Genomic DNA, 26,366 nt, shown 5'->3' on the forward strand with positions numbered 1-26,366 from the left:
TAGAAGAGGTCTTTTGTATTATTGAGTCAAGCGGCTTAGAGCGTTTGCTTCACTTCTTTGATTTCGTAAACTTCGATTTCGTCGCCTTCACGGATACCGTCGAAATTGCGGATGGTTAGACCACATTCGAAGCCATTTTTAACTTCGGGGACACTATCCTTAAAGCGTTTGAGTGAGCTAAGTTCGCCATGTTGTCCTTCCTTTTTGGGGAAGATCACGATACCGTCGCGGATCACTCGGATATAGCTATTGCGGGTTACTTTACCAGATTGCACCATACAACCGGCAACTTTACCCACCTTAGAAATGCTAAATACGGTTTGGATAGCTACAGAACCAATAGTTTCTTCTACTTGCTTGGGTTCTAGCATACCTTCTAGGGCAGACTTTACTTCCTCGATAGCATCGTAGATAATAGAATAGGTCTTAATTTCCACTCCTTCTTGTTCAGATAGGCGGCGAGCAGATGGGTTGGGGCGCACTTGGAAGCCGATAATAATGGCATCAGAAGCGGCGGCAAGGTTTACATCAGACTCTGTAATTTGACCTACAGCCTTATAGATAATATTGGTTTGAATTTGCTCGGTAGAAAGTTTGAGCAAAGAATCAGAAAGTGCTTCTACAGAACCGTCCATATCTCCTTTCACGATCAGGTTCAACTCTTGGAAGTTACCCACTTTGAGTCGGCGAGTAATATCGTCTAGAGTAATACGGCGGGTAGCACGAATCTGTTGCTGGCGGATAATTTGGCCGCGTTTGTTGGCCAATTCTTTCACCTTACGTTCAGACTCTAGCACCTGAAGCTTCTCCCCTGCTTGAGGGGCGCCATCGAGGCCAAGAACGAGAACGGGAGTAGAAGGTCCGGCCTTTTTCACTCGTTTACCTCTTTCATCGAACATGGCTTTCACACGGCCATGATATTGGCCCGCGATGATAGGATCTCCGATAGCGAGTGTACCAGTTTGCACCAATACTTTGGCTACATATCCGCGGCCTTTTTCTAGAGAGGCTTCGAGGATAGCACCAATAGCTCGGCGGCTAGGATTAGCTTTAAGCTCTAGCATTTCAGACTCCAACAAGATTTTCTCTAGGAGTAAATCTACATTAAGGCCTTTTTTGGCTGAGATATCTTGGCTTTGGTAAGTACCGCCCCATTCTTCAACGAGGAGGTTCATAGAGGCCAATTCTTGTTTAATTTTCTCGGGTTGTGCGCCTTCCTTATCAATCTTGTTAATAGCGAAGATGATAGGTACTTCGGCAGCTTGGGCGTGACTAATTGCCTCTTTAGTTTGGGGCATGATGTTATCATCTGCGGCGATAATAATTACAGCCACATCGGTTACTTTTGCACCACGGGCACGCATAGCGGTAAAGGCTTCGTGACCAGGAGTATCAAGGAAAGTAATGCTTCCCATATCCTTCACCTTAACTTCATAGGCACCAATATGCTGAGTAATACCTCCGGCCTCACCTTCGGCAACATTAGCCTTACGGATGCGGTCCAAGAGAGAGGTTTTACCGTGGTCTACGTGACCCATTACGGTAACGATTGGAGAGCGGGGTTTGAGATCTGCGGGATCATCTTCTTCCTCCTCCTCTTCGATATCGACTTGATCTTCGGCAGAGATAAACTCTACTTCATAGTCATATTCTGTAGCGATCAGTTCGATAATTTCTGCATCTAGACGTTGGTTAATAGAAACGAACTGTCCGATTTGCATACACATCATAATGATATCGGCGGGAGTGGCATTGAGCAGGCCGGCCAATTCAGATACAGAGATAAACTCTGTTACCTGTAGTACCTGGGGCTCTTCCATCTCTTCTTCCATACGTTGGCGCATGGCTTCCTTCTTCTCATCACGAGAGGCACGGGTAGAACGGCGTCCTCCTTTTTTGCCTCCACCATGCAGGCGTTGCATGGTTTGTTTTAGTTTATCGTCTACCTCCTTATCAGAGATTTCGCGGCGTTTACCTTTCTTCTTCCGCTTTTTGTTACTATTAGACGATTGGCGATCATTAGATCCTCCACGATTGTCGTTAGATCTTCCACGATTATCGTTTTGGGCTTGATTGGTTGAGATTTTGGTGCGCTTACGTTTTGTTCTATCGTTATTGCCATCCTTTTTCTCCTCCTTCTTCTCTCCGCCTTTTTTGGCCTCTTGTTTTTCCTGAGGCTTTTTATCGTCGGTACCGCCAATTTTCTTGCGGTTACGTTTCTTTTTGCGTTTGCGGCGTGGGTCTTCAATATTGATCTTACCTAAGATCTTGAGCCCTTTAAGTTGGGGAGCCTCCATTTTGATATCGACTCCTTCCTTTTTCTTTTCAGTAGTTGCTTCTGGCTGTTCTTCGGTTTTCTGTTCCGTTTTCTCGGCCACAACTTGTTTTTCTTCTACCACTTTTGGTGATTTGGTTTCTTCCTTTTTAGGCGTCTCCTGCTTAGGCTCTTCCTTAGCTTTGGGGGTTTCTTCCTTTTTGGGAGTTTCTTTCACCTCCTGTTTGGCTTGTTCCTCCTGCTTAGGTTTAGGCTCTTCTTTTTTGGGCGCCTCTTCTTTCTTGGCAGTAGTTTTCTTGCCTCCTTTACGGCGGCCAGAGCGAGACTGCTCATCTAAGTTGATTTTGCCCAAAATTTTTGGCCCTTTAGGCATATTAGAAACCACTTCATCATCTTTGGTTTCCTCCTTTTTCTCAGAAAGCTCGCTTTGCTTTACAACGGGAGTCTCTTCTTTGGGTGTAGTAATTTCAACTTTCTTAACCGGCTTTGCTTCTTGCTTAGCCTTGGCCAATTGGCGCTCTTTTTCCTTCTTTCTTTTCTCCTCCTCCTTCTTTTCCTTCTCTAAGCGGCTGCCAATAGTAATCTTGTCCGCCTCTTCCTTAATGGCGGCAGATTTGTTGAAACGGGCCAACAACTTATCGTACATTTCGTCTGAAACCTTGGCTGTGGGGCGGTTGACCACCTCATATCCATTATCGTTCAGATACTCAACGATAGTGTTTGTTCCAATATTTAGCTCGGCAGCTACTTTTACTAACCTTTTTGACATTCCGTGTATTTAGCTAATTGCGTAAAAATCGTGATTTTAAAAAATCGGTACAAATATAGTCAATATATTTGAGAGCATTCCCATAACATTAGGAAAAATGCCTTTTGGCCCCTTCTTTATTCATAGAAAAGCCTAGGGCCCTTGCTTTTCTTATCTTGAATTTCGTCTTCTGATACCTGCTTTTTCTCTAGCGAGAAGGGGCGATATGGACTAGCTTTCAGCTAAAAAAGGCCTAAGTATAAGATGTTTTTTACTACGCCCCTACTTAGGCCCCTAAACGTTAGCAGTAATTATTCTGCGCTATCTTCTTCACTACTCTCCTCTTCGGCTTCTTCTTCAACAGGATCGGGCAAATCTTTACCTCCATCGTCAAATTCTGCTTTGAGGACCACAATGATTTCCTTAATGGTCTCCTCTTCCAAGTCTGTCCGACGCAAGAGCTCATCCAAACTTAGATTGAGTACATTTCTGGCGGTATCACAACCAATATTCTTCAATTCATCAATGACCCAATCTTCAATCTCATCTCTAAACTCGTCGAGCTCTACATCAAAGTCGGCATCTGTATCAAAGGCGCCTTCTCTAAAGACGTCAATGTTGTAATCTACTAAACGGCTAGCCAATTTGATATTGACGCCCTTCTTACCAATCGCCTTAGAAATTTCAGCCGCTTCCAAAAAGACAGAAGCTTTGCGATTATCCAAGTCCAATTCTACCGAACTGATCCGCGCTGGCGTCAATGCCCGCTGAATCAATAAGGCTTCATTGCTAGTATAATTGATAATGTCTATGTTTTCGTTCCGCAATTCCCGAACAATTCCGTGAATTCTAGAACCTTTCATCCCTACACAGGCCCCAACAGGGTCAATTCGCTCGTCATAAGACTCTACCGCTACCTTGGCTCTATCGCCAGGCGCACGAACAATCTTACGCACCGTAATCAATCCATCCTCAATCTCAGGTACCTCCTGCTCGAGCAAACGCTCCAAAAAGCTGCTGGCCGTACGAGAAAGAATGACCATGGGGTTGTTGTTTTTGTTCTCTACTCGGTCCACTACCGCCCGAACCATATCTCCCTTACGGAAATAATCGCCGCGAATAGTTTCCGATTTAGGCAACATCAACTCCGCTCCGGTAGCCTCATCCACAATCACAAATTCCCGCTTCAAGGTCTGTGCTACTTCTCCAAAAATAAGGTCCCCAATCCGGTCGGCATACATCTGATATACCTTGTCCTTCTCTAGTTCCAAAATTCTTGAAATTAAGGTCTGACGAGCCGCCATGATCGCACGACGACCAAAATCAGCTACCCCCACTTTTTCATAACACTCTTCGCCTACCTCATAGTCCTCCTCAATCTTTACCGCATCGCTAATCGCAATATGATAACGATCATCCTCTACCTCGCCATCGGGAACGATCTCGCGCTTGCGCCAAATCTCTAAATCCCCCTCAATGGTGCTCACAATGATGTCAAAGTTATCATCGGCCCCATATTTTTTGCGAATAAGGGTTCTGAATACATCCTCGAGCACCCGCACCATGGTTGGGCGATCAATGCTCTTCATATTTTTAAACTCCGAAAAGGAATCAATCAAATTGATCATACCTTATGTATAATTTTTAAAATGTAATCTTAACTAGCGCTTTCTTAATACGCTCAAAGGGAATCTCCTGACGCATCTCGACCAACTCTTTCTTTTTCCGCCCCTCTATCTTCACTTTCTCACTATAAGTCAATACAATATGCTCCTCCGTCACTTCTTCTAACTTCCCCTTCGCATGCTTGTGCTCTCCCTCAATCTCTACCGATAACTCCCGCCCTATGTTCTTCACATACTGACGATGTAGCTTCAACGGACGATCTAGGCCCGGAGAGGACACATCCAAGGTGTATTTCTCTCCCAACCAACCATTCTCCTCTATCTGAGCTTCCAAATGACGACTCAATCGCGCACAATCTCCAAAATTGACCCCATTGTCACTGTCAATAAAAACCTGCACTTTGTTCTCGCCCTTATACTCAATCTCTACCAGAAATAAAGCCTCTCGACCCTCTTCTGCAAAATAAGCCGTTATCAAATCGGCTAGCTTTTCCGTAATTGTTGGCATCTGACTTCTTTATAATAAAAAGAGGGAACGTTTTCACGGTTCCCTCGCTCAATGCGTTTTGCTGCCACAAATATAAGCATTTATCTTTAGCTTTTTGGACTTTCTCCAGATTTGTTAGCCCAGCCCCCATTTTTTCCAGCTCCTCTCCCCTCCTTTCTACTGCCTCAATTTCTGCTGTTTTGGGGCCTCCCGCCTGCGGCGGGCGGTTACTCCCTTTGGTCGTCGAACTGCGAACTAAAGTTCTTGTTGTCGTTTATTCTCTTTGGTCATCGAACTGGCGCCCCTATAGGGGCTTGTTGTCGCAGCTCGCTGCTATTTTGGGGCCTCCGCCTCCCTTCGGTCGTCGGCGCTACGTTCCGCAGCTCGCTATTCGCTCGGCCCTTCGCCAGCTTCGCTGGCTCGGTCTGGCCTACGGCCACTGCTGCACATCGCTAGGCCTGTGGCCCTTCGGGCCTGTAGGACGAAAAAGTTTTAGCTAGCTTTAATGGCTTTATTAGGTTGATAATTATACTTCTTCAATGCCGCCTTCATTTTTGCTATGGCCTTCAATATTTCAGTACGGTTCTTTCTGCTTTTTATCCATTGAGGAAGCCGACTCGCTAAACTCCTATTTATGTTTGGAACACGCTCCCGTAAATCAGCTTCAACATAGCGCTCAATAAAATCTAAATGAGCCCTGTTTCTCGCCCAGAGAACATGCCCGCAACAATGAATGACTAGGAAGTAGTTAATGTCTATAGTCAGTCGAACATAATGAGGTAGACAAGAAAACAGTGGTTCAAACTTTTTATTAAACCCACAATGAATACAAGCCACTTGTAAGTCGATAAAATCTGTTGGTCTCGCACATTTGGGACAACCTACTATTTCAGCACCGTAAAAGTCGTATAAGGTTGTTCCATTGTCTTCAAATTTTTTCATCTTTATTTTATTTAGAGTGAATTAGTATTATTAGCCCTCTAACTGCTCATCTTCTGATAGATGATTTTTTGCTTGGGCTAGCTGTCCACTCAATACCCGCTTTCATTGAAAAAAGTTCTATTGTCTTCAAAAGAAAGAAGGACTTTATTCTTTTATTTCTTTCCTTTTTAGGCCATTATCTCCCCCACTCCCCCCATAACAAAGGCAATCTTCATGCTCTGCATAGTCTTTTAGCTTAGGGTGCTTAAACTCTCCCAACTTTTGTAGGCCAATTTTTTTCATGACTTGCTCGGACTTTTGGTTGTCTAGGGTGCAAACGGCAATGAGCTGCTCTATTTCTAGCTCCTCAAAGGCAAATTCCAGACATTTTTTGGCCCCTTCTGTTGCATAGCCCTGCCCCCAGGCCGCTTTTTTCAAGCGCCAACCAATATCTACCGCAGGCGTGTAGGCGCTCTCATAATCCTGATAGGCTAAGCCGATGAAGCCTATAAATTCTCCGCTCTCTAAAATGTCAGTGGCAAAATAGCAGTAGCCATATTTCTCCTGATGCGCCTGTAGCCGCCGCAGAAAGGCCGCCGTTTCTTCTTCTGTTAGCGGACTGGGAAAATGTGCCATGACCTCTAAATCGGCATTCATTTTTGCCAATTCAGGCAGGTCGGCGGCGGTCCAAACACGAAAACCCAAGCGGGCAGAGCGAAAAAGGTAGTTTTTCATGTTGATTGTTTTTATTGGTCCAAGATAGGGTTTAAAATTTTGTGTATGCGCCTTTCTTGCGGCCTAGGGACATATATCTCCTCATCTATTATCTCATCTCTACCCCTAGGGCCAAGGCCCTAGGGGCATGTATCTCCTCATCTATTATCTCTGCGCCTAGGGACAAGCCCCTAGGCTAGCTTTTTTAGACAGCCCTCTAAAGAGGGCCTCCAGATAAGGCCCTTCTCTACAATAACTCCTTACTTAAATAAGCTAGTTGATAGACATCTAAGCGCTTACCTAAACTTAGGTAAGCTAATTGACAGAGATCTAATGGCTTACTCCAATTGGGATGCCCTAATTGACAGAGATCAAGGCCTTTAGGCGATTTAGCAGGCGGCGAAGCCGCCGCAGGCCTAGCGATGTGCAGCAGTGCGGCGCAGCCGCAGACCAAGGCCGTCAGGCCGCAGGGCCGAGCGAATAGCGAGCTGCGAAACGTAGCGCCCGCCGAAGGCGGGAGGCCCCAAAAAAACAAAAAAGGAGCAGTAAAAAATTACTACTCCTTTTGTATGCTATTGTGCCCAAGCCATTAGATAAAGAGGTCGGGCATAGGTTTTTGGCTGCTATCTACAGCATATTGGCTAAGGTCTTGGATGCCTTCAAACATCAAGACTTCATCATCGAGGAAGAAATTGCCCGTGCATTCTGCGGCGGGGCGTTGCAAGATGAAATAAGCGGCATCGGCCACCACTTTGGGCGTACGGCTCTGTTGCACCATAGCCTCTCCGCCTAAAAGATTGCGCACGGCAGCCGTGGCAACAGTCGTTCTAGGCCAAAGGGCATTCACGCCAATTTTATAATCCTTAAACTCCTCCGACATGCCCAAAACGCACATACTCATGCCGTATTTGGTCATGGTATAAGCCACATGATTAGCGAACCATTTGGGGTCCATATTCAAGGGTGGCGAAAGGTTGAGGATATGGCCATTTTCTGACTTTTTGAGGTGGGGCAAACAAGTTTTGCTCACCAAAAAGGTCCCTCTCACATTTACGGAGTGCATCAAATCATAGCGCTTGAGGCTAGTGTGCTCCGTGGGCGTAAGGCTAATTGCGCTAGCGTTATTGATGAGGATATCAATGCCACCAAACTCGGCCACCGCCTTATCTACGGCTTCTTGGACCAGCTCCTCGCTGCGTACATCTAGGAAAACCGCCAGGCCTTTTCCGCCAGCAGCCGTCATTTCTTCGGCGGCGGTATAAATGGTTCCCTCTAATTTGGGATGGGGTTCTGTGGTTTTGGCCGCCACCACAATATTGGCGCCCTCTTGGGCCAAACGAAGGCCAATTGCTTTGCCGATTCCGCGGCTACCGCCTGTAATAAAGACAGTTTTATTCTTAAAATAACTCATCAGGATTGATTTTTTGGTATTGCTCTTAGCGAGCGGCTTGAAATTGACCATTTTTTGTCAGTTCACAAAATATTAGTTGGCCTTTTTCTCTGCGCTAAGACAAGTCCAAATACTTGCGGATGGTGTTAATGGCCACGCCTAGCACCCGAGCCGTTGCCGTTTGGTTGCCCTGCATGCGTTCATAGACCATTTTGATATGCTGCGCCTTGACATCTTCTAGGCGGAGGCTATCGAGAAAAAGCTGCTGCATCAGGTGCAATCTTTTGGGGAAATCTTGGCGACTGACCTCTTCTAGGCCCAAAACATAGAAGCGCTCCACCAGACTTTCTAGCTCTCGGATATTTCCGGGAAATCGATAATTAAGTAGCTCCTTATAGGCTTTCTTTTCAAACTGAATTGGTTTTTTTCGGCAATAAAGCTGTCGTTTTTGCTCTACAAAATGCTTGAGGTAGAGCTCCTTGGCGGCTTGTCCCTGCTCGTCTAGGCTGGGCAGTTCTAGCTCAGCAATGGCGAGGCGATAATAGAGATCCCAGCGAAATTTACCGGCCTGACAAAGCTGTACCAAATCCTGATTGGTAGCCACAATAATGCGCACATCTACCTTTCTAATTTGCTGCCCAATGGGAGCAATTTCTCCAGACTGCAAAACCCGCAAGAGCGTTTGCTGCATCTGGGGAGAAATATCGCCAATTTCATCTAGGAAAATGCTGCCCTTATCGGCCTGCTCAAAATAGCCTTTATGCTCTTGGCTGGCGCCGGTAAAAGAGCCTTTGGCATGGCCAAAGAGGCGAGACTCCAGCAGAGAATCGGAAAAAGCGGCACAATTGACCGCAATAAATGGCTGCTTGGATCGGGGCGACTTACTATGGATAAACTGGGCCAATAATTCTTTGCCACTTCCACTCGCCCCCTGAATAATAATCGTTCCCCTTTCGGCCTGCGCCACCTTAAAGGCCTGATTATAGACCCGCTCTAGGGCGGGGCTCAGCAGCACATGATCTTCGGGCAATTGGCTGCGGCTCATCTCTTGGCGGCTGCGGCCTTCTTTTAAGATAAAAGAGCCCAGCTCGGTAGCCCGCTCAATATTGAGGAACTTTCGACGGGGTTGTTGTTCGGGACTCTCTTGGCTTTTGGTGGTTTGCAACAGGCAGGTCCGTAGCCCCAACTGCTGATGCAGCATAAACCAAACCACCGACATGGCCGAGGTGCCTGGAGAGAAAAAGAGATCAATTTGATAATCCCTATGCTCAAATAATACAGGCTCTACCTTGGCCTTAATGGGGGCAAAATCTATAATTTCCTCTTCGCTTAGGCCCATATATCGGCCCTCAATTTGATGGCTGGGAAAATCTCGTCTCAGCGTATTGAGCAGAAACTCAAAGGCCGTATTTTCTTGGGCCTTAGAACAGAGGATGATGTGCTTTTCATAGCCCTCAGTTTCCGAAAAAAAGTATTGGTGGAGCTCATAATTGGGCCCAAACTTATTGATTTGTGAACGCTTTTCTCCTCGCTCAAAATCAGAAAGGGGAGCCCACCAAGAAATAACGACCTTGGGTTGCATACCGCAGTGTTTAAACAATTGAATGGGTTGAAATTGATGGTTCAGATAGCTGATGAACCGACTATTGTCTGTCATTTGTGTTGGTTTTGCTTTAGGAGGGGCAAAACGAACTAAAAAACAGACCAAGCTATAATTCATTGATAAACAAGCCTCTTTAAAACAGAAGCTTCATCAAAAAATGATGGCAGCTATCAAAAACTGATGACTTTATTCTCTAATGATACGGAATTTCATCCAAATATCTTCCTGAGGGCGGCCATATTGGTCTTTGGCTTGGGCCGCAATGCTATCAATAATATCGAGGCCTTCATAGACCCGCCCAAAAACGGAGTAATTCATATCGAGCTGTGGGCTGCCCCCTAAATACTTATAGCGCATTCTGTTTTCGGGACTATAGACCATATTGTACTTGCGCTCATTTTGGTCCAATTGCTCCATTCGGACCTGGCTACCCTGTACAATATAAAACTGGCTAGCGGAGGACTTTTTTTCTGGGTTGAGCTCATCACTTTGTCGAGCGGCAGCCAAAGCCCCTTTGATATGGGGATACTGCGGCAGGATTTCGGCCTCTAGCAGTTGGCCATTGCCGCCTCCGCCCAAACGTTGTCCTTTTTTGGCTTGTCTGGAGCTGGGGTCTCCCCCCTGAATCATAAAGCCTTCAATTACCCGATGAAAAAGCAGGCTATCATAAAAGTTTTGGCGGATCAACTGCAGCATATTTTCTCTATGGCCGGAGGGCTCAAAATAGAGCTCTATCTTCATCTCGCCATAGGGCGTTTCTAGGGCCACCAAAGAAGAAAAGGGATCGGGAGCGGGAATTAGCAAACTGCTATCTATAGCCGCTGTTTTAGGGCTAGAGCGGTCTTCAATCTCTAAAGGGCGATGGCAGGCACAAAAAAGCAAGAGCAGTAGGCCAAGCGGGTATAATTTCTGTATCATTAGCGGTATTTTGGCCCTAAAATACTAAGGCAAATGCAAAGCAAATTATTTCTATTTAGCTTTTTTCTATCTCTTCCCTTTTCGCTACTGGCCCAGAGCATCCAGCTGGTAGATGGTCCTGCGCCCGAACAGCCCTATGCGGAATTAGTGGCCGAAAGCTGGGATGAGCAAGGCGCCAATTTTGAAATCCTCATTGAGAACAAAGGAAAGGCGATGCTCCAAATTGATAGCATCGCCCTGAGTTGCGATTGTTTGACTTTGCGGCCTTATCATAACATTCCCTTGCCAGAAGATGGCCGCCGCCGCTTTTTTATTCAGTATAAAGGTCCCAAAAAACCTTTTGATTTAATGGCCATTATTTATAGCAATGCCAAAAATCACCCCGCCTATTGGCTGCGCCTAAAACAGGACTAGTCTACAGTCTCTTTAGGGTAAAGCGAGCGCTGAATCACTTTCTCATAATAGGCCTCGTACTGAGGCAGTATATTTTCTATCGAAAACTTTTTGGCATGTTCTAAGGCCGCCTTCTGAAACTTCTGATGTAGGGTTTCATCCTTGAGCAACTTAATGGCATTGGCGGCCATTTCATCCACCTCGCCCAAATCGGAGCAAAAGCCCGTCACTCCATGCAAATTGACTTCGGGCAAACCGCCCACATTGGTCGAAATTACGGGAACCTCACAGGCCATAGCCTCTAGGGCCGAAAGGCCAAAACTCTCACTAGCCGAAGGCATAATAAAGAGGTCCGAAACGGCCAACAACTCTTCTACCGCATCTTGCTTACCCAAAAAGCGAATATCTGCACAAAGGCCCAATTCTCTACACAATTGCTCTAGTTTTTGCCGCTCTGGCCCATCGCCAACCAACAGTAGCTTGGCAGGCAACTCGGCCCGAACCTGCGCAAAAATCTTGACCACATCCTCTACCCGCTTTACCTTGCGAAAATTAGAAATGTGAATCAGTATTTTTTCGCCATGAGGCGCAATCGCTTTGCGAAAATGCTCTTTGTTCGAGCGCTTAAATCGGTCAAAATCAATGAAGTTATAAATGACCTCAATCTCTTGGTCCACCTCAAAGTTGGCATAAGTATCCTGTCGCAAACTATCCGATACCGCCGTTACCCCATCCGATTTATTGATCGCAAAACTGACCACTGGCTCATAAACGGGCTGCTTGCCCACCAGCGTAATATCGGTCCCATGCAAGGTCGTCACGGTGGGAATATAGATCCCTTCTTGCAGCAATATTTTCTTGGCCATATAAGCCACCGAAGCATGCGGCACCGCATAATGCACATGCAAAACGTCTAGTTGGTCATATTTGACCACATCCACCAACTTAGAGGCCAGGGCCGTTTCATAAGGCGGATAATCAAAAAGAGGATAGTCTGCAAAACGAACCTCATTATAGACAATATTCTCATGAAACCCATCCAAACGAGCCGGAGGAGCATAGGTAATAAAATGAACTTTATGGCCTCTATCGGCTAGGCCTTTGCCCAATTCTGTGGCAACAACACCGCTACCTCCATAGGTAGGATAACAAACAATTCCTATTTTCATAATGACGCTTCTGTATGCTTTGGCCTCAAGATAAGGCCCGACTTATAATAAACAAAAGCCCTAAAAGGTTTTTAAGTGATGTTTAAGCCTATTCTGCTGTTTTGGGGCCTCCGCTGCGGCTTCGCCTTGCGGCGCTACGTTACAGGGCTCGCTCTTCGCTCGGCCCTTCAGCGCTTGCAGCGCTTCGGTCTGGCCTAACGGCCACCCTTTCACATCGCTAGGCCGTTTGGCGGCTTCGCCGCCCAAACCCAAACCTTTGGTCCAGCTAGCTGTTTAATACCAAAAAAGATGAAGAAAGCCTCTAGAAAAAAGCCTTGGAAAAAAGAGCAACTCCCTTCCAAAATTTGTATACATTGCGGCCGCCCCTTCAATTGGAGAAAGAAGTGGGCAAAAAACTGGGATGCTGTAAAATACTGCTCTAAAGCTTGCCGCAATGGAAAAACGCCTACAACTTCAAGATAGAATGCTGAGCCAAAAATGGGGCTTTTATGTCTTGCTTTTCCTCCTGCTCTTAGGAGGCAGCTACCTCAACAGACTCCTCAAAGCGGGCATCTTTGGCTGGGCCCTACTCGCCTTTGGCCTCTGGCAACTTAGCCGCTCTTTTCAACTGCAATTGCGTCTGGCCAAAAAAGAAATTATCCTAGAACGACAAATTTTTGGCCTGACCATCAAACGCAGAAGCTGCGCTTTCTCTCAAATGGAATGCTGGGAGCATGGCTGCCGCCTCCTCTTTTTTCAGAATGACCAAAAATGCCTAGAGCTCAGCTTTGAAGAGGAAGGGCTCCGCTGGGCCGAAAATAACTACCAAAGCCTATTGACCCAAGCCAAAATAGGACAAGCCCTCTGGGGCAAAATTATGCAGTATTATGGCTTTTTGCGCTAAAACTGGCCCTTTACAGCGGACAGGCGGCAAAGCCGCCGCAGGCTGAGGGATGGACAAGGGTGGCCGAAGGCCAGACCTAGCAAAATGAGCGCAGCGAAATTTTGCGCAGGGCCGAGCAGACCTGCGAGCTGCGAAACGTAGCGCCGCAAGGCAAAGCCGCAGCGGAGGCCCAAAAAAATCCAGATGAATATAGAAACTTAACATTTTCTTGAAACAGCCTAAGCCATATTTCCTTAGAAAAAAGCGACCTTTGTCCTCAATTTTAAGCCTTTAAGTTGGTCTAATTTGGACCGCAAAAGGATTTCTTCGAATCAATTTACTTGCAGAACCTATGGATATCAAAACCACTGCTGCCCCCTTTGAGGAGCACTTGAGCAAATGGCGCGAAAATGAAAAAACAGCCCTTGAACTTCAGCGCCTAGTTGGAGAACTGCGCTTTGATCGCTCTATTGAGATTGTCCTTTTCCGTCGAGATATTTATGATAGCCGCCCCAGCCAAATTATTAATGACCACCTTTTTGCCAAAAATTACGTCAAAAAGCCCATTACGGCTCAGATGAGTTTGGCCATTACCGAGGCCATTGCCAAATTGGACCTGGCCCCCTCTAAAATTGATATTGGGAAGTTGGCCACAGAATGGCTGAGCTTAGACCAAAGTGAAAGCCCTAGCCTAGAAGATTTTGTGGCCGATCAGCTTAAGGATTTTGTGGGACAAGCGGCCAAAGATGCTCAAAATGTAAGCCCCAAAGATGTGGTGGTTTATGGTTTTGGTCGTATTGGTCGCCTAGCCGTTCGCATTCTTACCGAAATGATGGGCCGTGGCGAGCAACTTCGTCTGCGCGCCATCGTTTTGCGCCCCCGAAAAGGAGGCGATTTGGTGGCCGAACTCAATAAACGAGCTTCGCTTTTGCGCAAAGATTCTGTGCATGGCAAATTGAGAGGAACCGTGCAGGTTTTGCATGAAGAAAACCAACTCATTATTAATAGCTGTAAGGTGCAGATTATCTATGCCGCCCAGCCTGAAGATATTGACTACCGAGAATATGGCATCAATGAGGCCCTCATTATTGATAGTACTGGGGCGTGGAAAGACCGTGAAGGCCTAAGCCGCCACCTTCGTCCTGGCGTAGATCGCGTGCTCTTTACCGCTCCCGCCAAAGGCATCAAAAATGTGGTCTATGGCATCAACCAAAGCGATTTGGACCTCAGTAGCGAGGAAGATAAAGTCGTTTGTGCCGCCTCTTGTACCACCAATGCCATTGCCCCCGTGCTCAAGGTGCTCAATGATAATTTTGGGATTGAAAAAGGCCATATGGAAACTATCCATGCCTATACCAGCTCTCAGAATTTGCTCGATAACTACCACAAAAAAGAACGCCGTGGACGTGGAGCCGCCACTAATATGGTCATCACTTCTTCTGGAGCCAGCTCGGCCCTAAAAGAAGTATTGCCCGCCTTGACAGGTAAAATTACGGGCTCTTCTGTACGGGTACCTATTCCCGACGGTTCTGTGGCCATTATGACTCTCAACCTCGATAAGGCCATCAGCCTTGAGGAGCTCAACCAAGCTATGCGTCAGGCCTCTTTGCATGGCGACCTCTTTGAGCAAATTCAATACTCTACCTCTAAAGAGTTTGTTTCTGCCGATGTAATTGGTGCCCAAGCTTGCTCTGTTTATGATGCGCCCGCCAGCAAAATTTCTGCAGATGGCAAAACCATTACCATCTATGTTTGGTACGATAACGAATACGGCTACACTCGCCAAGTACTTCGCCTGGCCAAATATGTGAGCCAAGTACGCCGCTATCACTACTACTAGACGCTTGTCTTTATTGTATAAAAAAAGGACTGCCTAAGGCAGTCCTTTTTTTGTGCCCTACAACAATATAAAGCACTTAGCAAAAAACAAATACATTAACCGTATCAATACTTGCAATTACAAACCTAAGTCATTAACTTAGCGATACATAACAAAAACACAAAAATTATGCATCGACTAATTATCTTTCTCCTCAGCTTTTTTCCGCTTCTTCTATTGGCCCAAATCAATACGGATCGCCCCACCCAGTCCGAGAGTTCGGCCCTTGTTTTGCCCAAGCAACTACAGCTAGAGCTGGGCAGTAGCTGGCAGCAAGCCCCCGATTTACAGGCCTATCAATTGCCTGGTTTTTCTTGGCGCTACGGCCTCATTAAAGGCTTAGAATTGCGGGCCTTGGGGCAGCTGCAGCACCTTCTGCCCGAGCAAGAGCCAGCAGAAAATCATTGGAAGCTTTCGGGCCTTCAGCTAGGCACAAAAATGCAGCTTTTTTCTAGCGCTTCTGGAGCTGCCGAAGGGGCTTGGGTCAGCCAAATAGCCCTTCCTATCCAGACTTATGGGGGAGCGAGCAACTGGGCCTGGACCAACAAATTGGCCTTTAGCCATCAGCTCAATAGCCGACACAATTTGGCCTATAATCTGGGCACTCATTATGCCGAAGGGGGCCAACATAGCTTTAACTACACCCTTTGCTGGTCCTATAGTTTGGCCAAGGGTTGGACCGTTTTCCTAGAGCCTTATGGGCAGTTTTCGCCGCAAAACAATCCGCAACTTTGGGCCAATACGGGCCTCATTTATTTGCTCAATAACAACCTTCAGCTCGACTGTTCTTTTGGCCTAGACCTACAAACGGCCCAACAGTATTTTATTGGACTAGGCCTGAGTAGCCGCTTTTTTGCCCCTGCCAAGGCTAAAGAAGAAGAGGAAGACTAGTTGTTTTTTTCTTTTTTGGGGCTGCCCCGCCCTGCGGGCGGGTCGGGCTGTATCGCAGCTCGCAGCTCTGCTCGGCCCTGCAGGCTTTTTCGCTTCGCTTCAAAAGCCTTGGGTCTGCCGCCTTGCGGCGGCCCTGCTTTCCATCCCTCAGCCGGGGCAGTTTTCTTCGCTCCAATGGCAATTTCTAGCCACAATCTCCCCCTTCTATGCCCTATCTTATTTTTCTTTCCCTCTTCTTCAGCAGCTCTTTTCTTTTGGCCCAATTGCAGCCTCTACCCGAGGCGGGCGGCCAGTTGGTCCTTCAAAAGGATAGTATTTTTTATATCGCTCCCAAAGCCAGCTATCTTTATCAAGCAGGCCAATTTATTGCCCTAGACAAGGCCCCAAAAGCGCCCCCCAAGAAGCCTAGTCTGGCCTGGGGCGCCCAAGAGCGATACATTTTGGACCAAAGCCAAAACTTTCGAGCAGGCTATTGGGCCAAAGATTTGGACCAAAGCGAGGCCCTGCTCGAACAAAAGAAAGCCGAAAGCTGGCAGAGCTTTCGGCTTTTCCTTCCTCCTTATGAGGATGCTTACATTTATAGCCTAATAGAAAAAGAGAAACAATTGTACCTCTGTCTCTATCTAGACGAACAACATTTTTTACAACTTATTGTGGTAGAGCCGCCGCCTCCTTCTCTAAAATAGAGCGGTAAGTGCTGGTATCTACACAAAAAGGCATATTGTCCTGCTTTAGGTACTTATACCCCGCAGTCATATCTGGGTTTGGACCTGCTTTTTTCGTCTTAAAGTCTAGGGCTTCGGCGCAGCCTTGTTCTAATCCAGCAATAAAGTTGGCCACTAAGCGGGCTTGCTCTGCTCGGCCTTCCCAGCCTAAGCCCACGGCTTCTACCATGCCCAAAACAAAGAGGTTATCATATTGAGGATGGAACATATTGAGGTAGAGCTTGGGCGCTCGTTCTTGCCAGTTCAGCTCCTTTTTGTCAATAAAAGGATAATCTAGCTTATAGCCCGTAGCCAACATCAAGATATCATACTCTTCCTTTTGGCCATCTTTAAAATGGACCGTTTGCCCCTCAAACTGCTTAATATCTCCACGGATGTTAATATCACCTTGGCCAATATGCTGTAAAATCAGCGTATTCATTACTGGCCGAGACTCATACACCTTATGGTCTGGGGCAGGAAAACCAAAGTGCTGCAGATCGCCAACTACCCATTTGAGGAGCTTTCCGCCAATCCATTGCTGTAAAGGACGGGGCAGGCGCCATTTTCCACCTAAGGTATCCGAGGGTTTACCCATAATGTATTTGGGCACAAAATAATAGCCTCTACGAACAGAGACATCTACCTTGGGCGAACGGTGGGCCGCATCTACGGCAATATCGCAGCCGCTGTTTCCAGCACCAATAATCAAGACCCGCTTACCTTCAAAGATGGCCGCATTTTTATACTGCGAAGAATGCCAAATCTCTCCAGTAAACTCCCCTTTAAACTTGGGGTAATTGGGCTGGGCCAACATGCCATTGGCAATAATGAGCCCTTTGTAAAGATGGCTAGACCTTTGGCCATTTTGCTCTACTGTTATCTCCCACTGCTCTCCTTTTCTTTCCGTCTTGATCACCTTGGTCTGAAAAGAATAGTGAGGATAAAGGTCAAACTCCTCGGCATAAGCCTGAAAATAGCTATACATCTCTCGATGAGAAGGGTAATCGGGCCAGTGTTCCGGCATTGGGAAATCCTTGAATTCCGTTTGCTTTTTAGAAGAAATCAGGTGAGCTGACTCGTAGACAATGCTATTTGGATTATTGATATTCCATAATCCGCCAACATCTACACCTAGCTCAAAGCCATCAAAAGGAATTCCTTGTTCCTTGAGTGCTTTGGCCGCAGAAATCCCCGAAGGGCCGGCACCAATAATAGCATACTTTTCTTCTGTTTGGAGGAGGGATTTGGGGCCTTGGACATTATTCTTGCGATTGGGCACAAATATATAGTTTTGGTGAAAGCGTAAAATGCTAAGCATCTCGCTATAATAGACTTTCTGCCAATAGATAACGGTTTTCAAAAAAAAATGAAAATTTCTACCGTTAAAAAAATCTAATGAATTCGGGAAATCGTATTAAATAGATTTTTTTTTAAAAGATGGCTCTAAAGGGTAACAAAACCTTAAGAATTGTCATCTATATAATAAGTCTTAGGTAAATGCTTATCTAAGACCTCTTATCTCACCTAAAGCTTAATTTAATGTCTAGATTATTATTTTTACCCTTACTCTTATTCTTCTTCTACCAACCGGCAGAAGCTCAACTAATGAACCGCCTTAAGAAAAAGGCAAAAGCAGGTGTTGCTGGCGTGAAGGCCCAAACAGAACAAGCTGTAGACATCAATAGTCTGCCAGCAGAAGAGCGTCGAGCACTGTATGAAAAAAAAGGCTATCAAGTTGTTGTTGGCTATCTACACTGGGCCACTGGGCAAGGTGAGCTGGCAGAAGAAGTGACTGGTGCAGCGAAAGCTATGCAACACCCTAGCGCAACTTATGCTGAATTAACATCTCCCTTAGAGGATCGTAAACTCCTTCAATACTCAGAACTTCCTGAATCTAGTGATTGGGTGGAAGCTGGAGATAAACTTTATGCTATTGTTGGACTAAGTGGTATCATTAAAAATCCTGAAACGAACAAGGCTTTCCGTTATCAAGAACTAGATAAGGCCACTGTTCGCAAACTTCTTTTTGAAGACGAAAGCTGGATTCTTTACCTAAACCGTCCTGGTGCAGAAGTTATGGTTATTGCTGCTGGAGCAGCAACTGTAACCAAAGCTCAAAATCTTTTTGAGGCAGAAAGTTCTTTAGCCAAAGCTAAAGCCGTTGAAGCTAAAATCAATATCCGCTTAGAAAAAGAGAAAGCCAAAGAACTAGAAGAGCTCAATGCTGCGGCTGCCAAAGTACAAGTGCCTAAAAAAGGCGCTATGGATAAAAATAGCGACCTCCGTGCTTTGTCTAAAAAATACTTGACTGAGCTTTGTGAAAAAGACGGCACTCCCCTACTCTATTTTCACCTAGAGTCTAATGATTGGACCCCCTACATGAACCAATTGACCTCTAAGCCTTTTTACCGCTGGTGTAAGGGTGCTTTTGTTCAGAAGAATAAAGACGGAAGTTGCATGCTTCATGGCTATACGCTCAAGCAGCGTTATGTGGGTGGAAAATACCATACAGAAATTGAGTTTGGTGGAGTGATCCAGGGCCAAGTGCCTTATGGTAGCTACATCAGCTGCGATAATATTCCGAAATAATCATTTTTCGGTTTGATGTAAAAGGGAGCTTAGGCTCCCTTTTTTTTGGTCCATTTTTGCGCCTAGAGGAGCGAAGCGACTGGCCCAGCGCTGCGGAGGGGTGGCCGAAGGCCAGACCCAAGCCGCCGCAGGCGGCTGCAGGGCCGAACAGACCTGTGAGCCCCGCAGCATAGCGGCGGCCGAACTAGGCGAAGCCTAGCCGGCCGCGGGCCCCAAAGCATAAAAAAATAACCAACCCTAATGCTAGAGTTGGTTATTCTTATATCTAGAGAAGTAGAAAATTTATCCTAAAGACCAAAAGCCTTTTTGATATCTTCTACACGGTCCAAACGCTCCCAAGTGAAGGTTTCCACTTGGCGTTTTTCCCAGCCCTGAGGCGTCAATACTTCTACCTCTTTCATTTCTGAAGGGCGGCCCATGTGACCATAAGCAGCAGTTTCAGAATAGATAGGATTGCGTAGGCCGAGGTTGCGAATTACGGCAGAAGGGCGAAGATCGAACAAAGTAGAAAGCGTTTTAGCGATTTCCCCATCGTTCATATCTACTTTGGCCGTGCCATAAGTGTCTACAAAAAGACCTACGGGCTCGGCTACACCAATGGCGTAAGCCACCTGAACGAGTGCTTGATCAGCAACGCCAGCAGCCACCAAGTTTTTGGCGATATGGCGAGTTGCGTAAGCAGCAGAGCGGTCTACTTTTGAAGGATCTTTACCAGAGAAAGCGCCACCACCGTGGGCACCTTTTCCACCATAAGTATCTACAATGATCTTGCGGCCGGTCAAACCAGCATCGCCATGAGGACCACCAATAACGAACTTACCTGTGGGGTTGACATGATAGATGATGTTGTCATCAAAAAGGGCCTGAATGCGCTCGGGCAAGCTTGCTTTTACGCGGGGCACCAAGGTTTCGATCACATCCTTTTCGATTTGATCGCGCATGTTTTTTTCCTCTGCAAAATCGTCATGTTGTGTAGACAAAACGATGGTGTTGATGCGGATCGGCTGATGGTCATCATTGTACTCAATGGTTACCTGAGACTTGGCATCGGGGCGGAGGTAAGTCATTTCTTTACCCGCCTTGCGAATGTCTGCCAACTCTCTCAACAAACGGTGAGAAAGGTCTAGGGCCAAAGGCATGTAGTTATCGGTTTCGTTGGTGGCAAAACCGAACATCATTCCTTGGTCACCAGCGCCCTGCTCCTCTTCTTCACGTCCTACATCTACGCCCTGCGCAATATCGGCAGATTGTTCGTGGATAGCAGACATGATTCCACAAGAGTTATAGTCAAATTGATATTCAGCTTTGGTATAACCGATTTTATGCAAAGTTTTGCGAATCGCTTTTTGGATATCTACATAAGCTTCTGAGCGAACTTCACCGCCCACAACCACCAAACCTGTGGTCACAAAGCTTTCACAGGCTACCTTAGAACTAGGATCATTGGCCAAAAAAGCATCTAGGATAGCATCTGAGATTTGGTCGGCTACTTTATCGGGATGCCCTTCAGAGACCGACTCTGATGTGAACAAATATGGCATTATTTCTCGCTAATTTAAAGTTGTTCAAAAAATATGCAAAGGGCCAAATTTGTCTTTTGGGCGGCCTTCGCTTCATAAATGCAGCAAAGATATAAATTTCTGCAAAGGAAGTTAAGCCCGCCCCTATTTTGCTAGAAAAAAAGCTGAGGAACAAGCGCCAAGCAATCAAAAATCAAAGGCCCGAGCAAAACAAGCCTCGGCCCAGTTTATTTCTTCCTGCTCAAAATGACTAAATTCTTTTCCTTACAGCCGCAGGCCCCCGAAAAACAGTTATCCTTGATGAATATTGCATAGAAAACAGCTTGTTTTATGAAAATTGCATACGATTTAAGGCTTAAGTTGTAAAACACTATCATTCGTTTCTTTTTTTGGGGCTGCCCCGGCCATAGGCCGGGTCGGGCTGTGTCGTGGCTCGCAGGTCTGCTCGGCCCTGCGGCGCAAAGCGCCTTGGTCTGCGGCTGCGCCGCCCCACTTTCCATCCCTCAGCCGATGCAGGCCAGGGCCTGCATAAAAGCGGCAGGCTATCGCCTATTTAATGTAAAGCGGGCCAGGGCCCGCTTTGAATTGGACCAATTTGGCCCAGGCAGCCCGAGGGATTCCGCAAGGAATCCCGCAGAGGGGTGGCTGGGCGGGTCATCAGTACGGATGAGGAGCGAAGCGAGGAATACCGCTTTGGGCCAACCAAAAGCAGAAAAGACTGTTTAAGGAAAAAACGCCATGAAAAAAGTAGAAAAAACCGAGGCCCAATGGAGGGCCCAACTTCAGCCAGAAGAGTACCGCATTTTGCGACAAGCAGGTACCGAACGCCCCTTTACAGGAGCCTATTACCAAGAAGAGCGAGCTGGCCAATATAGCTGCAAAGCCTGCAATTGGCCCCTTTTTGATGCCCAACAGAAATATCATTCGGGCTGTGGCTGGCCCAGCTTCTGGACCGAGCTAGGCAGCGCCAACATCATCCAGCGGCCAGATTATAGCCATGGCATGCAACGCATCGAGCTGCTTTGCCCTCAGTGCGAATCGCATTTGGGCCATATCTTTAATGATGGGCCAGCCCCTACGGGCCTTCGCTATTGTATCAATTCGGCTAGCCTGAACTTTAGCCCCAAAGAATAAGGTCCAAGGAGGCGGCGAAGCCGCCGAAAAGGCGCGCAGCGCCTCGGCTGAGGGGCTGTAGCAGGGCCGCCAAAGGCGGCAGACCAAAGCGCTGAAAGCGCTGCAGGGCCGAGCAGACCTGCGAGCTGCGCAATGGCCCGACCCAGCCGAAGGCTGGGGCAGCCCCAAATCCTCCTATAACTTAATTTCAGTCAAAATCTCCCATTCATTGGGCCGAGGAGCCGTATGCACCAACTGCAGGCGGTCAAAATGTAGCGGAATCGTCTGGCCCTTGCTTTCCTCATTAAAAATGGGCAAGGCCCCATACAAAAAGCTGAGCTGAGGCACAAAAGGATGCAACTCCAGATGTTCAAAAAGCTGCTGGGCCTCTGTTCGGAGCTGGTCGATCTTAGAATTTGCTTGCTTATTGAGAAAAAGGCAGCGATAATGCGCCTCTAGCTCGCCACAGGGATGAAAATCTAGGGCAATAGGCAATAGCTCCTCGGCCCAAGCCGCCAACTTTGGCGCGAGCAGCTCGGCTGGCTCTAGTAGGCCAGACAAAAGCGTTAGATGGGGACAAAAACGCGGCGAATCATCTAAGCTCGACAGGGCCTTAATGTGTTGGGCCAACTGCCGATAAGCCTGATGATTAGGGATTAACCAAAGAGAAAGCATAGCAAATTGTGATTAGGGAAAGGAAGATACAAACTTATTAGGGAAAATTGCCCCCCTCTTCGGTCCTTAAAGAGTTTTGTTTAAATTTGCGGGCAATTTCATCTGCTCAAATACAGGCTTTTATCATGCTCAACATCATCTTATTTAGTAGCGAGGCCCAACGCATCCGTTTGCGCCCATTTAGTTATAGCCGCCCCATTGGCGCTTTTCGTTTGGGGATAGACAACTTGGCGGACAAATGGCAGGCCTTGCTTGGCGGAGAGGTCTCGCATTTTACGGCCCCTTATTTGGCCCAAAAATATCCCTGCCAATTTGAAGAGGAAAACTTATTGATTCGGGCGACCGTCCTCCCCTCTGCAGATTTGATTTCGGCCATTGGGCAGCTACAGCTTGGCGAAAGCCTAGCCGATGCCCAAGGGCAATCTATTGCTTTGAAGCTGAACTGCCTAGCCGCTCAACAATATTTGGCGGGCCAATTACTAGAGCCGCCCATTCAGCAAAACTATCTAGGCGAATTAGTCGAGTTAAAAGGGCCTTGGGACCTCTTTCAACTCAATGATCATCAGCTTTGGCAAGACTTTGAGCGCCTGAAGGGCCAGGGCCAAAAACTTTCGGCTAGCAACCGTTTGATTGGGCCAGAAGATCAGCTCTATATTCATCCAACCGCCAGTGTAGAAGGCAGTATTTTGAATACCCAAACGGGGCCTATCTATATTGGTCCCAAGGCTCAGGTCTTAGAGGGTTGTATGTTGCGTGGACCCATTGCGCTAAACGAGGGGGCCGTCCTGAAAATGGGCGCTAAGGTCTATGGCGCAACAACTCTGGGCCCTTATGCTAAAATGGGCGGAGAAATCAGTAATGTCAATGTCTTTGGCTACTCGAACAAAGGACATGACGGATTTTTGGGCAATGCCGTTTTGGGCGAATGGTGCAATCTGGGTGCAGATACCAATAGCTCCAACCTCAAAAACAACTATGGCAAAGTCAAAGTATGGAACTACGCCCAAGAGCAATTTGAGCAAACCGACTTACAATTTTGTGGGCTGCTGATGGGCGACCACAGCAAAACGGGTATCAATAGTATGCTCAATACCGCCACTACCGTAGGCTTTTCGGCCAACCTCTACGGGGCCGACTTCCCCGAAAAGTTTATCCCTTCTTTTGCCTGGGGCAGCAAAAACAACTGGCAAAGCTATAGCCTCGATAAAGCCATGCAAACCGCAGAGCGAATGATGCAACGCCGCAATATCCCCTTTGATGAAAAAGAAAGCCAGCTTTTTGAACAGCTTTTCCTACGGACCAAAAACTATCGAAAATGGGAGTAGCCGTCACAAAAAAGCCCAACTTCTTAAAAAAAATGGCCAGCTACTTCTATAGCTTCCTTTTAGAGCAGGCAGAAAGCCCCATTAGCGGCCCTCTAGAACTGCACTACCGCCAAGGGCGCTATATGTTGAGTACAGCCCATGCAATTTATTCTTATGAAGACCTCTATCACAATTTTCGGCTAGCTTTTGACTACCTGCAGCCCGAAAAAAAAGGCATCCAATCGGTCCTTATTTTAGGCTTTGCCATGGGCAGCATTTGTCAGCTCCTTGAAAGTAGGGGGCTAAAGGCCAATTACTTAGGAATAGAAATCGACCCTATCATCATCGATTGGAGTGAACGCTATATTTTAAGCGAATTATCGGCTAATATTTGCATTCAACAAGCTGATGCGGCCAAGTTTTTGCAAAAAAACACAGACAAATTTGAGCTGATACTCATTGACCTATTTGTAGATAATCAGGTCCCTGAAGCCTTCAGAACCATAGACTTTTTAGAAAACATTCAAGAACATTTAGCCCCAAATGGACGTATAATATACAACAGTATGTCTGATCAAAAGGGACATCCAGCATTTTTGGAACAATTTCGGCAAGTCTTTCCGAAAATGCACAGCCTAGAAATTGGAAAGAACCAGCTCCTTTTTAATTTTGCATAATCAGCTGTCACAAATATTAGGCATTTCACCTAGGTGCAGATTAAAAAATCATTAGGGTAATTAAGGCTCTTGGCAAATAGACTTTTATTCCTTATTTTTAGTTAAATTAAAATAAAATTCTGAGTTGCCTAGCAGTTAGCTAACAAAGGGTAGCTGCAAAAAGCCGTCTAATTGCAGTTAATTTCTCAAAACTCTTAATTTTCACGATATTCATTGGCTCAATAGCCCCCAAAATACTCCAACTCAAGATAAATACAAAGACAGAAAATCGACACACTTAATATTTTAGGGAATATGAAAGCACTGTACAACCAATCACTCTTTAGTTTGCTGCTCCTTTGCAGTTTGCTGTTTTTAGGGAGCAGCTCTAAGCTAGAGGCCAACGACAAGTTTTTCGATTACCTGCCCAAGTACCGTAAGTTCAATTCCAATTATCAGATTGATAAGATTGAATACCGAGAAAAGCGCACGGTAATTTACTTCCGCTTTGTGGTGGAAGAAGATAATAATGTAGCCTTTTATAGCGGCTCTCACCCCAATGCCTGGTACCTGCGTACACCTCCTCGTATGCGAGGCATTGAGGTGCAGTTCAAGTTGATGGAAATCACCGACATCCGTGTCAATAATGAGGTAAAAGTAGATATCCTCAAAGATATTCCAGAAATCGAATACGAAATGAAAAGAGGCGATGTAGTGACCTGCGAAATGCACTTTGCCCGCATTCCCCACTATATCCGTATGCTCGACCTTATTGAAGGTGCCGACGGAGATATGGATAACGACCGCTTCAACTGTTTCGATATTCTCATCAAAACGGCTCAAAGCCCTCTGCTCGGAAAAGAAAGCGAGGCCCAAAAGAATACCCAACGCTTTGAGTCTACCTTTACTTACCTGCAACCCAAAACCGCTAGCCAACCCCTAGCCGCCAAAGAAGACAGCTCCAAAGAAGCAAATAATACACATATGGCCGAGCCGATTGACTATCGCCCTCAAGCCATGACAGACCTAGCCGATATCCGCTGCAATAAACGGGTGATTCTTCCTTCTATCTCTTTTAAAGAAGATGCGGTAAATTTCAACGGAAGAGTCCGCGCTATGCAGGATATCAAAACACTTCGCCAATACCTAGAAAATTATCCCTCGGCAATGATTCGCCTACACGGACATACCGATATCTTTGGCGATGAGATCCAAAACCTTCAACTCTCTAGAGAACGGGCTATGGCCGTTAAACTAGAACTAGTCAAAATGGGCATCGACCGCGATCGTATCGAGATCCTATTCTACGGCGGAAGACAACCCCTCCAAGGCCTAGAAGAAGGCGGTATAGCAAACAGAAGGGTGGAAGCAGAAGCCATCTGTACCGACCAATAAGCCAGACTATTCCGCAATCAAAAGCAGCTATTCCTATTCAGGAATAGCTGCTTTTTTCGATTAGGGTTTCCCCTAGTTTTGCAAAGACTAGGGTTTCCCCTAACAAAAGAGAAAAGACTAGGGTATATATTTGTGTCAGAAGCAAAATTCCTCTCCCACCTTAAATCTTTTGTTATGCGATTAGCTATGGAAAAAATGGGTAGTCTGTTTTTTTACCTCCTTAAGGACTACCTCTATCAAGCCCTCCCTCCTATTCGGCTCTATACCAAAGTGTACCTAATTGATAATCAATCTGATTATCCGCTGACGATTGTGGGGTGGAAAGAGGGACAGAAAAAACAGGAATTTATTCCCCTTGGCCCCAACGGACAATTAAATCTAGAAGACAGCCAACGATATTGTAAAACTAGCCTCGGCCGGTCTGTATCTATCTTTATCAATGGATGCTATACAAGCAAACGCATCAAATATATCAACGGACAAGCCACCCTAATTATCAAGAATTCAGATTACTCATCCTTTTAATCGTTCA

The 26,366-nt window shown here is 46.4% G+C and carries 25 protein-coding genes; 12 read left to right on the forward strand and 13 right to left on the reverse strand.

The features are described 5' to 3' along the window. Window positions 1-35: 35 nt before the first annotated feature. The 8 genes from infB to SGRA_RS05030 all read right to left on the reverse strand — a co-directional run bounded on the left by infB (window position 36) and on the right by SGRA_RS05030 (window position 10,681). On the reverse strand, window positions 36-3,044 hold the full coding sequence (infB, locus tag SGRA_RS04990) for a translation initiation factor IF-2 (RefSeq protein WP_015691509.1): 3,009 nt from the start codon (window positions 3,042-3,044) through the stop codon (window positions 36-38). A 290-nt stretch (window positions 3,045-3,334) separates the two neighbouring features. Next, window positions 3,335-4,651 carry a transcription termination factor NusA gene (nusA, locus tag SGRA_RS04995; protein ID WP_015691510.1) on the reverse strand — a complete coding sequence of 439 codons (1,317 nt, stop codon included), beginning with the start codon at window positions 4,649-4,651 and terminating at the stop codon, window positions 3,335-3,337. Between the two features lie 16 nt (window positions 4,652-4,667). Next, window positions 4,668-5,156 (reverse strand): ribosome assembly cofactor RimP, encoded by a 489-nt coding sequence (gene rimP / locus SGRA_RS05000; protein ID WP_015691511.1) that lies wholly within the window; start codon window positions 5,154-5,156, stop codon window positions 4,668-4,670. A 471-nt stretch (window positions 5,157-5,627) separates the two neighbouring features. Continuing rightward, window positions 5,628-6,077: a hypothetical protein gene (locus tag SGRA_RS19535; protein ID WP_015691512.1), complete on the reverse strand. Its 450-nt coding sequence runs from the start codon at window positions 6,075-6,077 to the stop codon at window positions 5,628-5,630. A gap of 144 nt (window positions 6,078-6,221) precedes the next feature. Next, window positions 6,222-6,791, reverse strand: coding sequence for a GNAT family N-acetyltransferase (locus tag SGRA_RS05010; RefSeq protein ID WP_015691513.1), 570 nt, complete (start codon window positions 6,789-6,791; stop codon window positions 6,222-6,224). 568 nt (window positions 6,792-7,359) lie between these two features. Then, entirely contained in the window at window positions 7,360-8,181 is an 822-nt protein-coding gene (locus tag SGRA_RS05020) for an SDR family oxidoreductase (RefSeq protein ID WP_015691514.1), read from the reverse strand. A 94-nt stretch (window positions 8,182-8,275) separates the two neighbouring features. Beyond that, the gene (locus SGRA_RS05025; protein ID WP_245538640.1) at window positions 8,276-9,817 is read right to left on the reverse strand and encodes a sigma 54-interacting transcriptional regulator; all 1,542 of its coding nucleotides are present in this window, start codon (window positions 9,815-9,817) and stop codon (window positions 8,276-8,278) included. A 132-nt stretch (window positions 9,818-9,949) separates the two neighbouring features. Further along, window positions 9,950-10,681, reverse strand: coding sequence for a peptidylprolyl isomerase (locus SGRA_RS05030; protein WP_015691516.1), 732 nt, complete (start codon window positions 10,679-10,681; stop codon window positions 9,950-9,952). A 33-nt stretch (window positions 10,682-10,714) separates the two neighbouring features. Here SGRA_RS05030 and SGRA_RS05035 point away from each other — a divergent pair, with 33 nt between their 5' ends. Next, complete coding sequence (locus SGRA_RS05035) at window positions 10,715-11,095, forward strand: DUF1573 domain-containing protein (protein WP_015691517.1); 381 nt, start codon at window positions 10,715-10,717, stop codon at window positions 11,093-11,095. Here SGRA_RS05035 and bshA read toward each other — a convergent pair. Then, window positions 11,092-12,243, reverse strand: coding sequence for an N-acetyl-alpha-D-glucosaminyl L-malate synthase BshA (bshA, locus tag SGRA_RS05040; RefSeq protein WP_015691518.1), 1,152 nt, complete (start codon window positions 12,241-12,243; stop codon window positions 11,092-11,094). The genes SGRA_RS05035 and bshA overlap by 4 nt on opposite strands. A 288-nt stretch (window positions 12,244-12,531) precedes the next feature. Here bshA and SGRA_RS19985 point away from each other — a divergent pair, with 288 nt between their 5' ends. The 5 genes from SGRA_RS19985 (at window position 12,532) to SGRA_RS05070 (ending at window position 16,561) form a co-directional block, all read left to right on the forward strand. Beyond that, window positions 12,532-12,705 carry a DUF2256 domain-containing protein gene (locus SGRA_RS19985; RefSeq protein WP_015691520.1) on the forward strand — a complete coding sequence of 58 codons (174 nt, stop codon included), beginning with the start codon at window positions 12,532-12,534 and terminating at the stop codon, window positions 12,703-12,705. Next, a complete protein-coding gene (locus tag SGRA_RS05050; protein WP_015691521.1) occupies window positions 12,677-13,126 on the forward strand; it encodes a hypothetical protein in 450 nt (149 codons plus the stop codon). The genes SGRA_RS19985 and SGRA_RS05050 overlap by 29 nt, the downstream gene beginning before the upstream one ends. 331 nt (window positions 13,127-13,457) lie before the next feature. Beyond that, on the forward strand, window positions 13,458-14,945 hold the full coding sequence (locus tag SGRA_RS05055) for a glyceraldehyde-3-phosphate dehydrogenase (RefSeq protein ID WP_015691523.1): 1,488 nt from the start codon (window positions 13,458-13,460) through the stop codon (window positions 14,943-14,945). 168 nt (window positions 14,946-15,113) lie between these two features. Further along, on the forward strand, window positions 15,114-15,875 hold the full coding sequence (locus tag SGRA_RS05060; RefSeq protein ID WP_015691524.1) for a transporter: 762 nt from the start codon (window positions 15,114-15,116) through the stop codon (window positions 15,873-15,875). Between the two features lie 206 nt (window positions 15,876-16,081). Then, window positions 16,082-16,561, forward strand: a complete 480-nt coding sequence (locus tag SGRA_RS05070) for a hypothetical protein (protein ID WP_015691526.1) — start codon at window positions 16,082-16,084, stop codon at window positions 16,559-16,561. Here the strand turns inward: SGRA_RS05070 and SGRA_RS05075 are convergent. Continuing rightward, window positions 16,524-17,942 carry a flavin-containing monooxygenase gene (locus tag SGRA_RS05075; protein WP_015691527.1) on the reverse strand — a complete coding sequence of 473 codons (1,419 nt, stop codon included), beginning with the start codon at window positions 17,940-17,942 and terminating at the stop codon, window positions 16,524-16,526. The two genes, SGRA_RS05070 and SGRA_RS05075, sit on opposite strands and share 38 nt — an antisense overlap. A gap of 179 nt (window positions 17,943-18,121) precedes the next feature. Here SGRA_RS05075 and SGRA_RS05080 point away from each other — a divergent pair, with 179 nt between their 5' ends. Next, entirely contained in the window at window positions 18,122-19,171 is a 1,050-nt protein-coding gene (locus SGRA_RS05080; RefSeq protein WP_041329506.1) for a hypothetical protein, read from the forward strand. Between the two features lie 287 nt (window positions 19,172-19,458). Here the strand turns inward: SGRA_RS05080 and metK are convergent, their stop codons facing one another. Then, a complete protein-coding gene (metK, locus tag SGRA_RS05085) occupies window positions 19,459-20,712 on the reverse strand; it encodes a methionine adenosyltransferase (protein ID WP_015691530.1) in 1,254 nt (417 codons plus the stop codon). Window positions 20,713-21,429: 717 nt separating this feature from the next. Between metK and msrB the strand changes: the two genes are divergently transcribed. Then, window positions 21,430-21,825 (forward strand): peptide-methionine (R)-S-oxide reductase MsrB, encoded by a 396-nt coding sequence (msrB, locus tag SGRA_RS05090; protein ID WP_015691532.1) that lies wholly within the window; start codon window positions 21,430-21,432, stop codon window positions 21,823-21,825. A gap of 174 nt (window positions 21,826-21,999) precedes the next feature. On the opposite strand, the gene SGRA_RS05095 is transcribed toward msrB, so the two are convergent. Then, window positions 22,000-22,479, reverse strand: a complete 480-nt coding sequence (locus tag SGRA_RS05095) for a haloacid dehalogenase (protein ID WP_015691533.1) — start codon at window positions 22,477-22,479, stop codon at window positions 22,000-22,002. 125 nt (window positions 22,480-22,604) lie between these two features. Between SGRA_RS05095 and SGRA_RS05100 the strand changes: the two genes are divergently transcribed. After that, the gene (locus SGRA_RS05100) at window positions 22,605-23,804 is read left to right on the forward strand and encodes a putative sugar nucleotidyl transferase (RefSeq protein ID WP_015691534.1); all 1,200 of its coding nucleotides are present in this window, start codon (window positions 22,605-22,607) and stop codon (window positions 23,802-23,804) included. Continuing rightward, a complete protein-coding gene (locus tag SGRA_RS05105; protein ID WP_015691535.1) occupies window positions 23,795-24,460 on the forward strand; it encodes a spermidine synthase in 666 nt (221 codons plus the stop codon). Before SGRA_RS05100 ends, SGRA_RS05105 begins: the two co-directional genes overlap by 10 nt. A gap of 139 nt (window positions 24,461-24,599) precedes the next feature. On the opposite strand, the gene SGRA_RS23770 is transcribed toward SGRA_RS05105, so the two are convergent. Continuing rightward, window positions 24,600-24,737 carry a hypothetical protein gene (locus SGRA_RS23770; protein WP_187288182.1) on the reverse strand — a complete coding sequence of 46 codons (138 nt, stop codon included), beginning with the start codon at window positions 24,735-24,737 and terminating at the stop codon, window positions 24,600-24,602. A gap of 17 nt (window positions 24,738-24,754) precedes the next feature. Here SGRA_RS23770 and SGRA_RS05110 point away from each other — a divergent pair, with 17 nt between their 5' ends. Together SGRA_RS05110 and SGRA_RS05115 are read left to right on the forward strand one after the other, a co-directional pair. Further along, window positions 24,755-25,834 (forward strand): OmpA family protein, encoded by a 1,080-nt coding sequence (locus SGRA_RS05110; RefSeq protein WP_015691536.1) that lies wholly within the window; start codon window positions 24,755-24,757, stop codon window positions 25,832-25,834. A gap of 174 nt (window positions 25,835-26,008) precedes the next feature. Further along, complete coding sequence (locus SGRA_RS05115) at window positions 26,009-26,359, forward strand: hypothetical protein (protein ID WP_148268275.1); 351 nt, start codon at window positions 26,009-26,011, stop codon at window positions 26,357-26,359. The last annotated feature ends 7 nt before the right edge of the window (window positions 26,360-26,366 follow it).

Origin of the sequence: Saprospira grandis str. Lewin (assembly GCF_000250635.1) — a bacterium.
GTDB classification, from domain to species: domain Bacteria; phylum Bacteroidota; class Bacteroidia; order Chitinophagales; family Saprospiraceae; genus Saprospira; species Saprospira grandis.

Excerpts from the sequence above, each read along its gene's own strand:
- SGRA_RS05010 (WP_015691513.1), bottom strand. The coding sequence starts at position 6,791 with ATGAAAAACTACCTTTTTCGCTCTGCCCGCTTGGGTTTTCGTGTTTGG.
- SGRA_RS05025 (WP_245538640.1), bottom strand. The coding sequence starts at position 9,817 with ATGACAGACAATAGTCGGTTCATCAGCTATCTGAACCATCAATTTCAA.
- nusA (WP_015691510.1), bottom strand. The coding sequence starts at position 4,651 with ATGATCAATTTGATTGATTCCTTTTCGGAGTTTAAAAATATGAAGAGC.
- SGRA_RS05035 (WP_015691517.1), top strand. The coding sequence starts at position 10,715 with ATGCAAAGCAAATTATTTCTATTTAGCTTTTTTCTATCTCTTCCCTTT.
- infB (WP_015691509.1), bottom strand. The coding sequence starts at position 3,044 with ATGTCAAAAAGGTTAGTAAAAGTAGCTGCCGAGCTAAATATTGGAACA.
- SGRA_RS05115 (WP_148268275.1), top strand. The coding sequence starts at position 26,009 with ATGCGATTAGCTATGGAAAAAATGGGTAGTCTGTTTTTTTACCTCCTT.
- rimP (WP_015691511.1), bottom strand. The coding sequence starts at position 5,156 with ATGCCAACAATTACGGAAAAGCTAGCCGATTTGATAACGGCTTATTTT.
- SGRA_RS05095 (WP_015691533.1), bottom strand. The coding sequence starts at position 22,479 with ATGCTTTCTCTTTGGTTAATCCCTAATCATCAGGCTTATCGGCAGTTG.
- SGRA_RS05020 (WP_015691514.1), bottom strand. The coding sequence starts at position 8,181 with ATGAGTTATTTTAAGAATAAAACTGTCTTTATTACAGGCGGTAGCCGC.
- metK (WP_015691530.1), bottom strand. The coding sequence starts at position 20,712 with ATGCCATATTTGTTCACATCAGAGTCGGTCTCTGAAGGGCATCCCGAT.
- SGRA_RS19535 (WP_015691512.1), bottom strand. The coding sequence starts at position 6,077 with ATGAAAAAATTTGAAGACAATGGAACAACCTTATACGACTTTTACGGT.
- bshA (WP_015691518.1), bottom strand. The coding sequence starts at position 12,243 with ATGAAAATAGGAATTGTTTGTTATCCTACCTATGGAGGTAGCGGTGTT.
- msrB (WP_015691532.1), top strand. The coding sequence starts at position 21,430 with ATGAAAAAAGTAGAAAAAACCGAGGCCCAATGGAGGGCCCAACTTCAG.
- SGRA_RS05080 (WP_041329506.1), top strand. The coding sequence starts at position 18,122 with ATGTCTAGATTATTATTTTTACCCTTACTCTTATTCTTCTTCTACCAA.
- SGRA_RS05100 (WP_015691534.1), top strand. The coding sequence starts at position 22,605 with ATGCTCAACATCATCTTATTTAGTAGCGAGGCCCAACGCATCCGTTTG.
- SGRA_RS05105 (WP_015691535.1), top strand. The coding sequence starts at position 23,795 with ATGGGAGTAGCCGTCACAAAAAAGCCCAACTTCTTAAAAAAAATGGCC.
- SGRA_RS05110 (WP_015691536.1), top strand. The coding sequence starts at position 24,755 with ATGAAAGCACTGTACAACCAATCACTCTTTAGTTTGCTGCTCCTTTGC.
- SGRA_RS05050 (WP_015691521.1), top strand. The coding sequence starts at position 12,677 with ATGGAAAAACGCCTACAACTTCAAGATAGAATGCTGAGCCAAAAATGG.
- SGRA_RS05060 (WP_015691524.1), top strand. The coding sequence starts at position 15,114 with ATGCATCGACTAATTATCTTTCTCCTCAGCTTTTTTCCGCTTCTTCTA.
- SGRA_RS05070 (WP_015691526.1), top strand. The coding sequence starts at position 16,082 with ATGCCCTATCTTATTTTTCTTTCCCTCTTCTTCAGCAGCTCTTTTCTT.
- SGRA_RS05030 (WP_015691516.1), bottom strand. The coding sequence starts at position 10,681 with ATGATACAGAAATTATACCCGCTTGGCCTACTGCTCTTGCTTTTTTGT.
- SGRA_RS19985 (WP_015691520.1), top strand. The coding sequence starts at position 12,532 with ATGAAGAAAGCCTCTAGAAAAAAGCCTTGGAAAAAAGAGCAACTCCCT.
- SGRA_RS05055 (WP_015691523.1), top strand. The coding sequence starts at position 13,458 with ATGGATATCAAAACCACTGCTGCCCCCTTTGAGGAGCACTTGAGCAAA.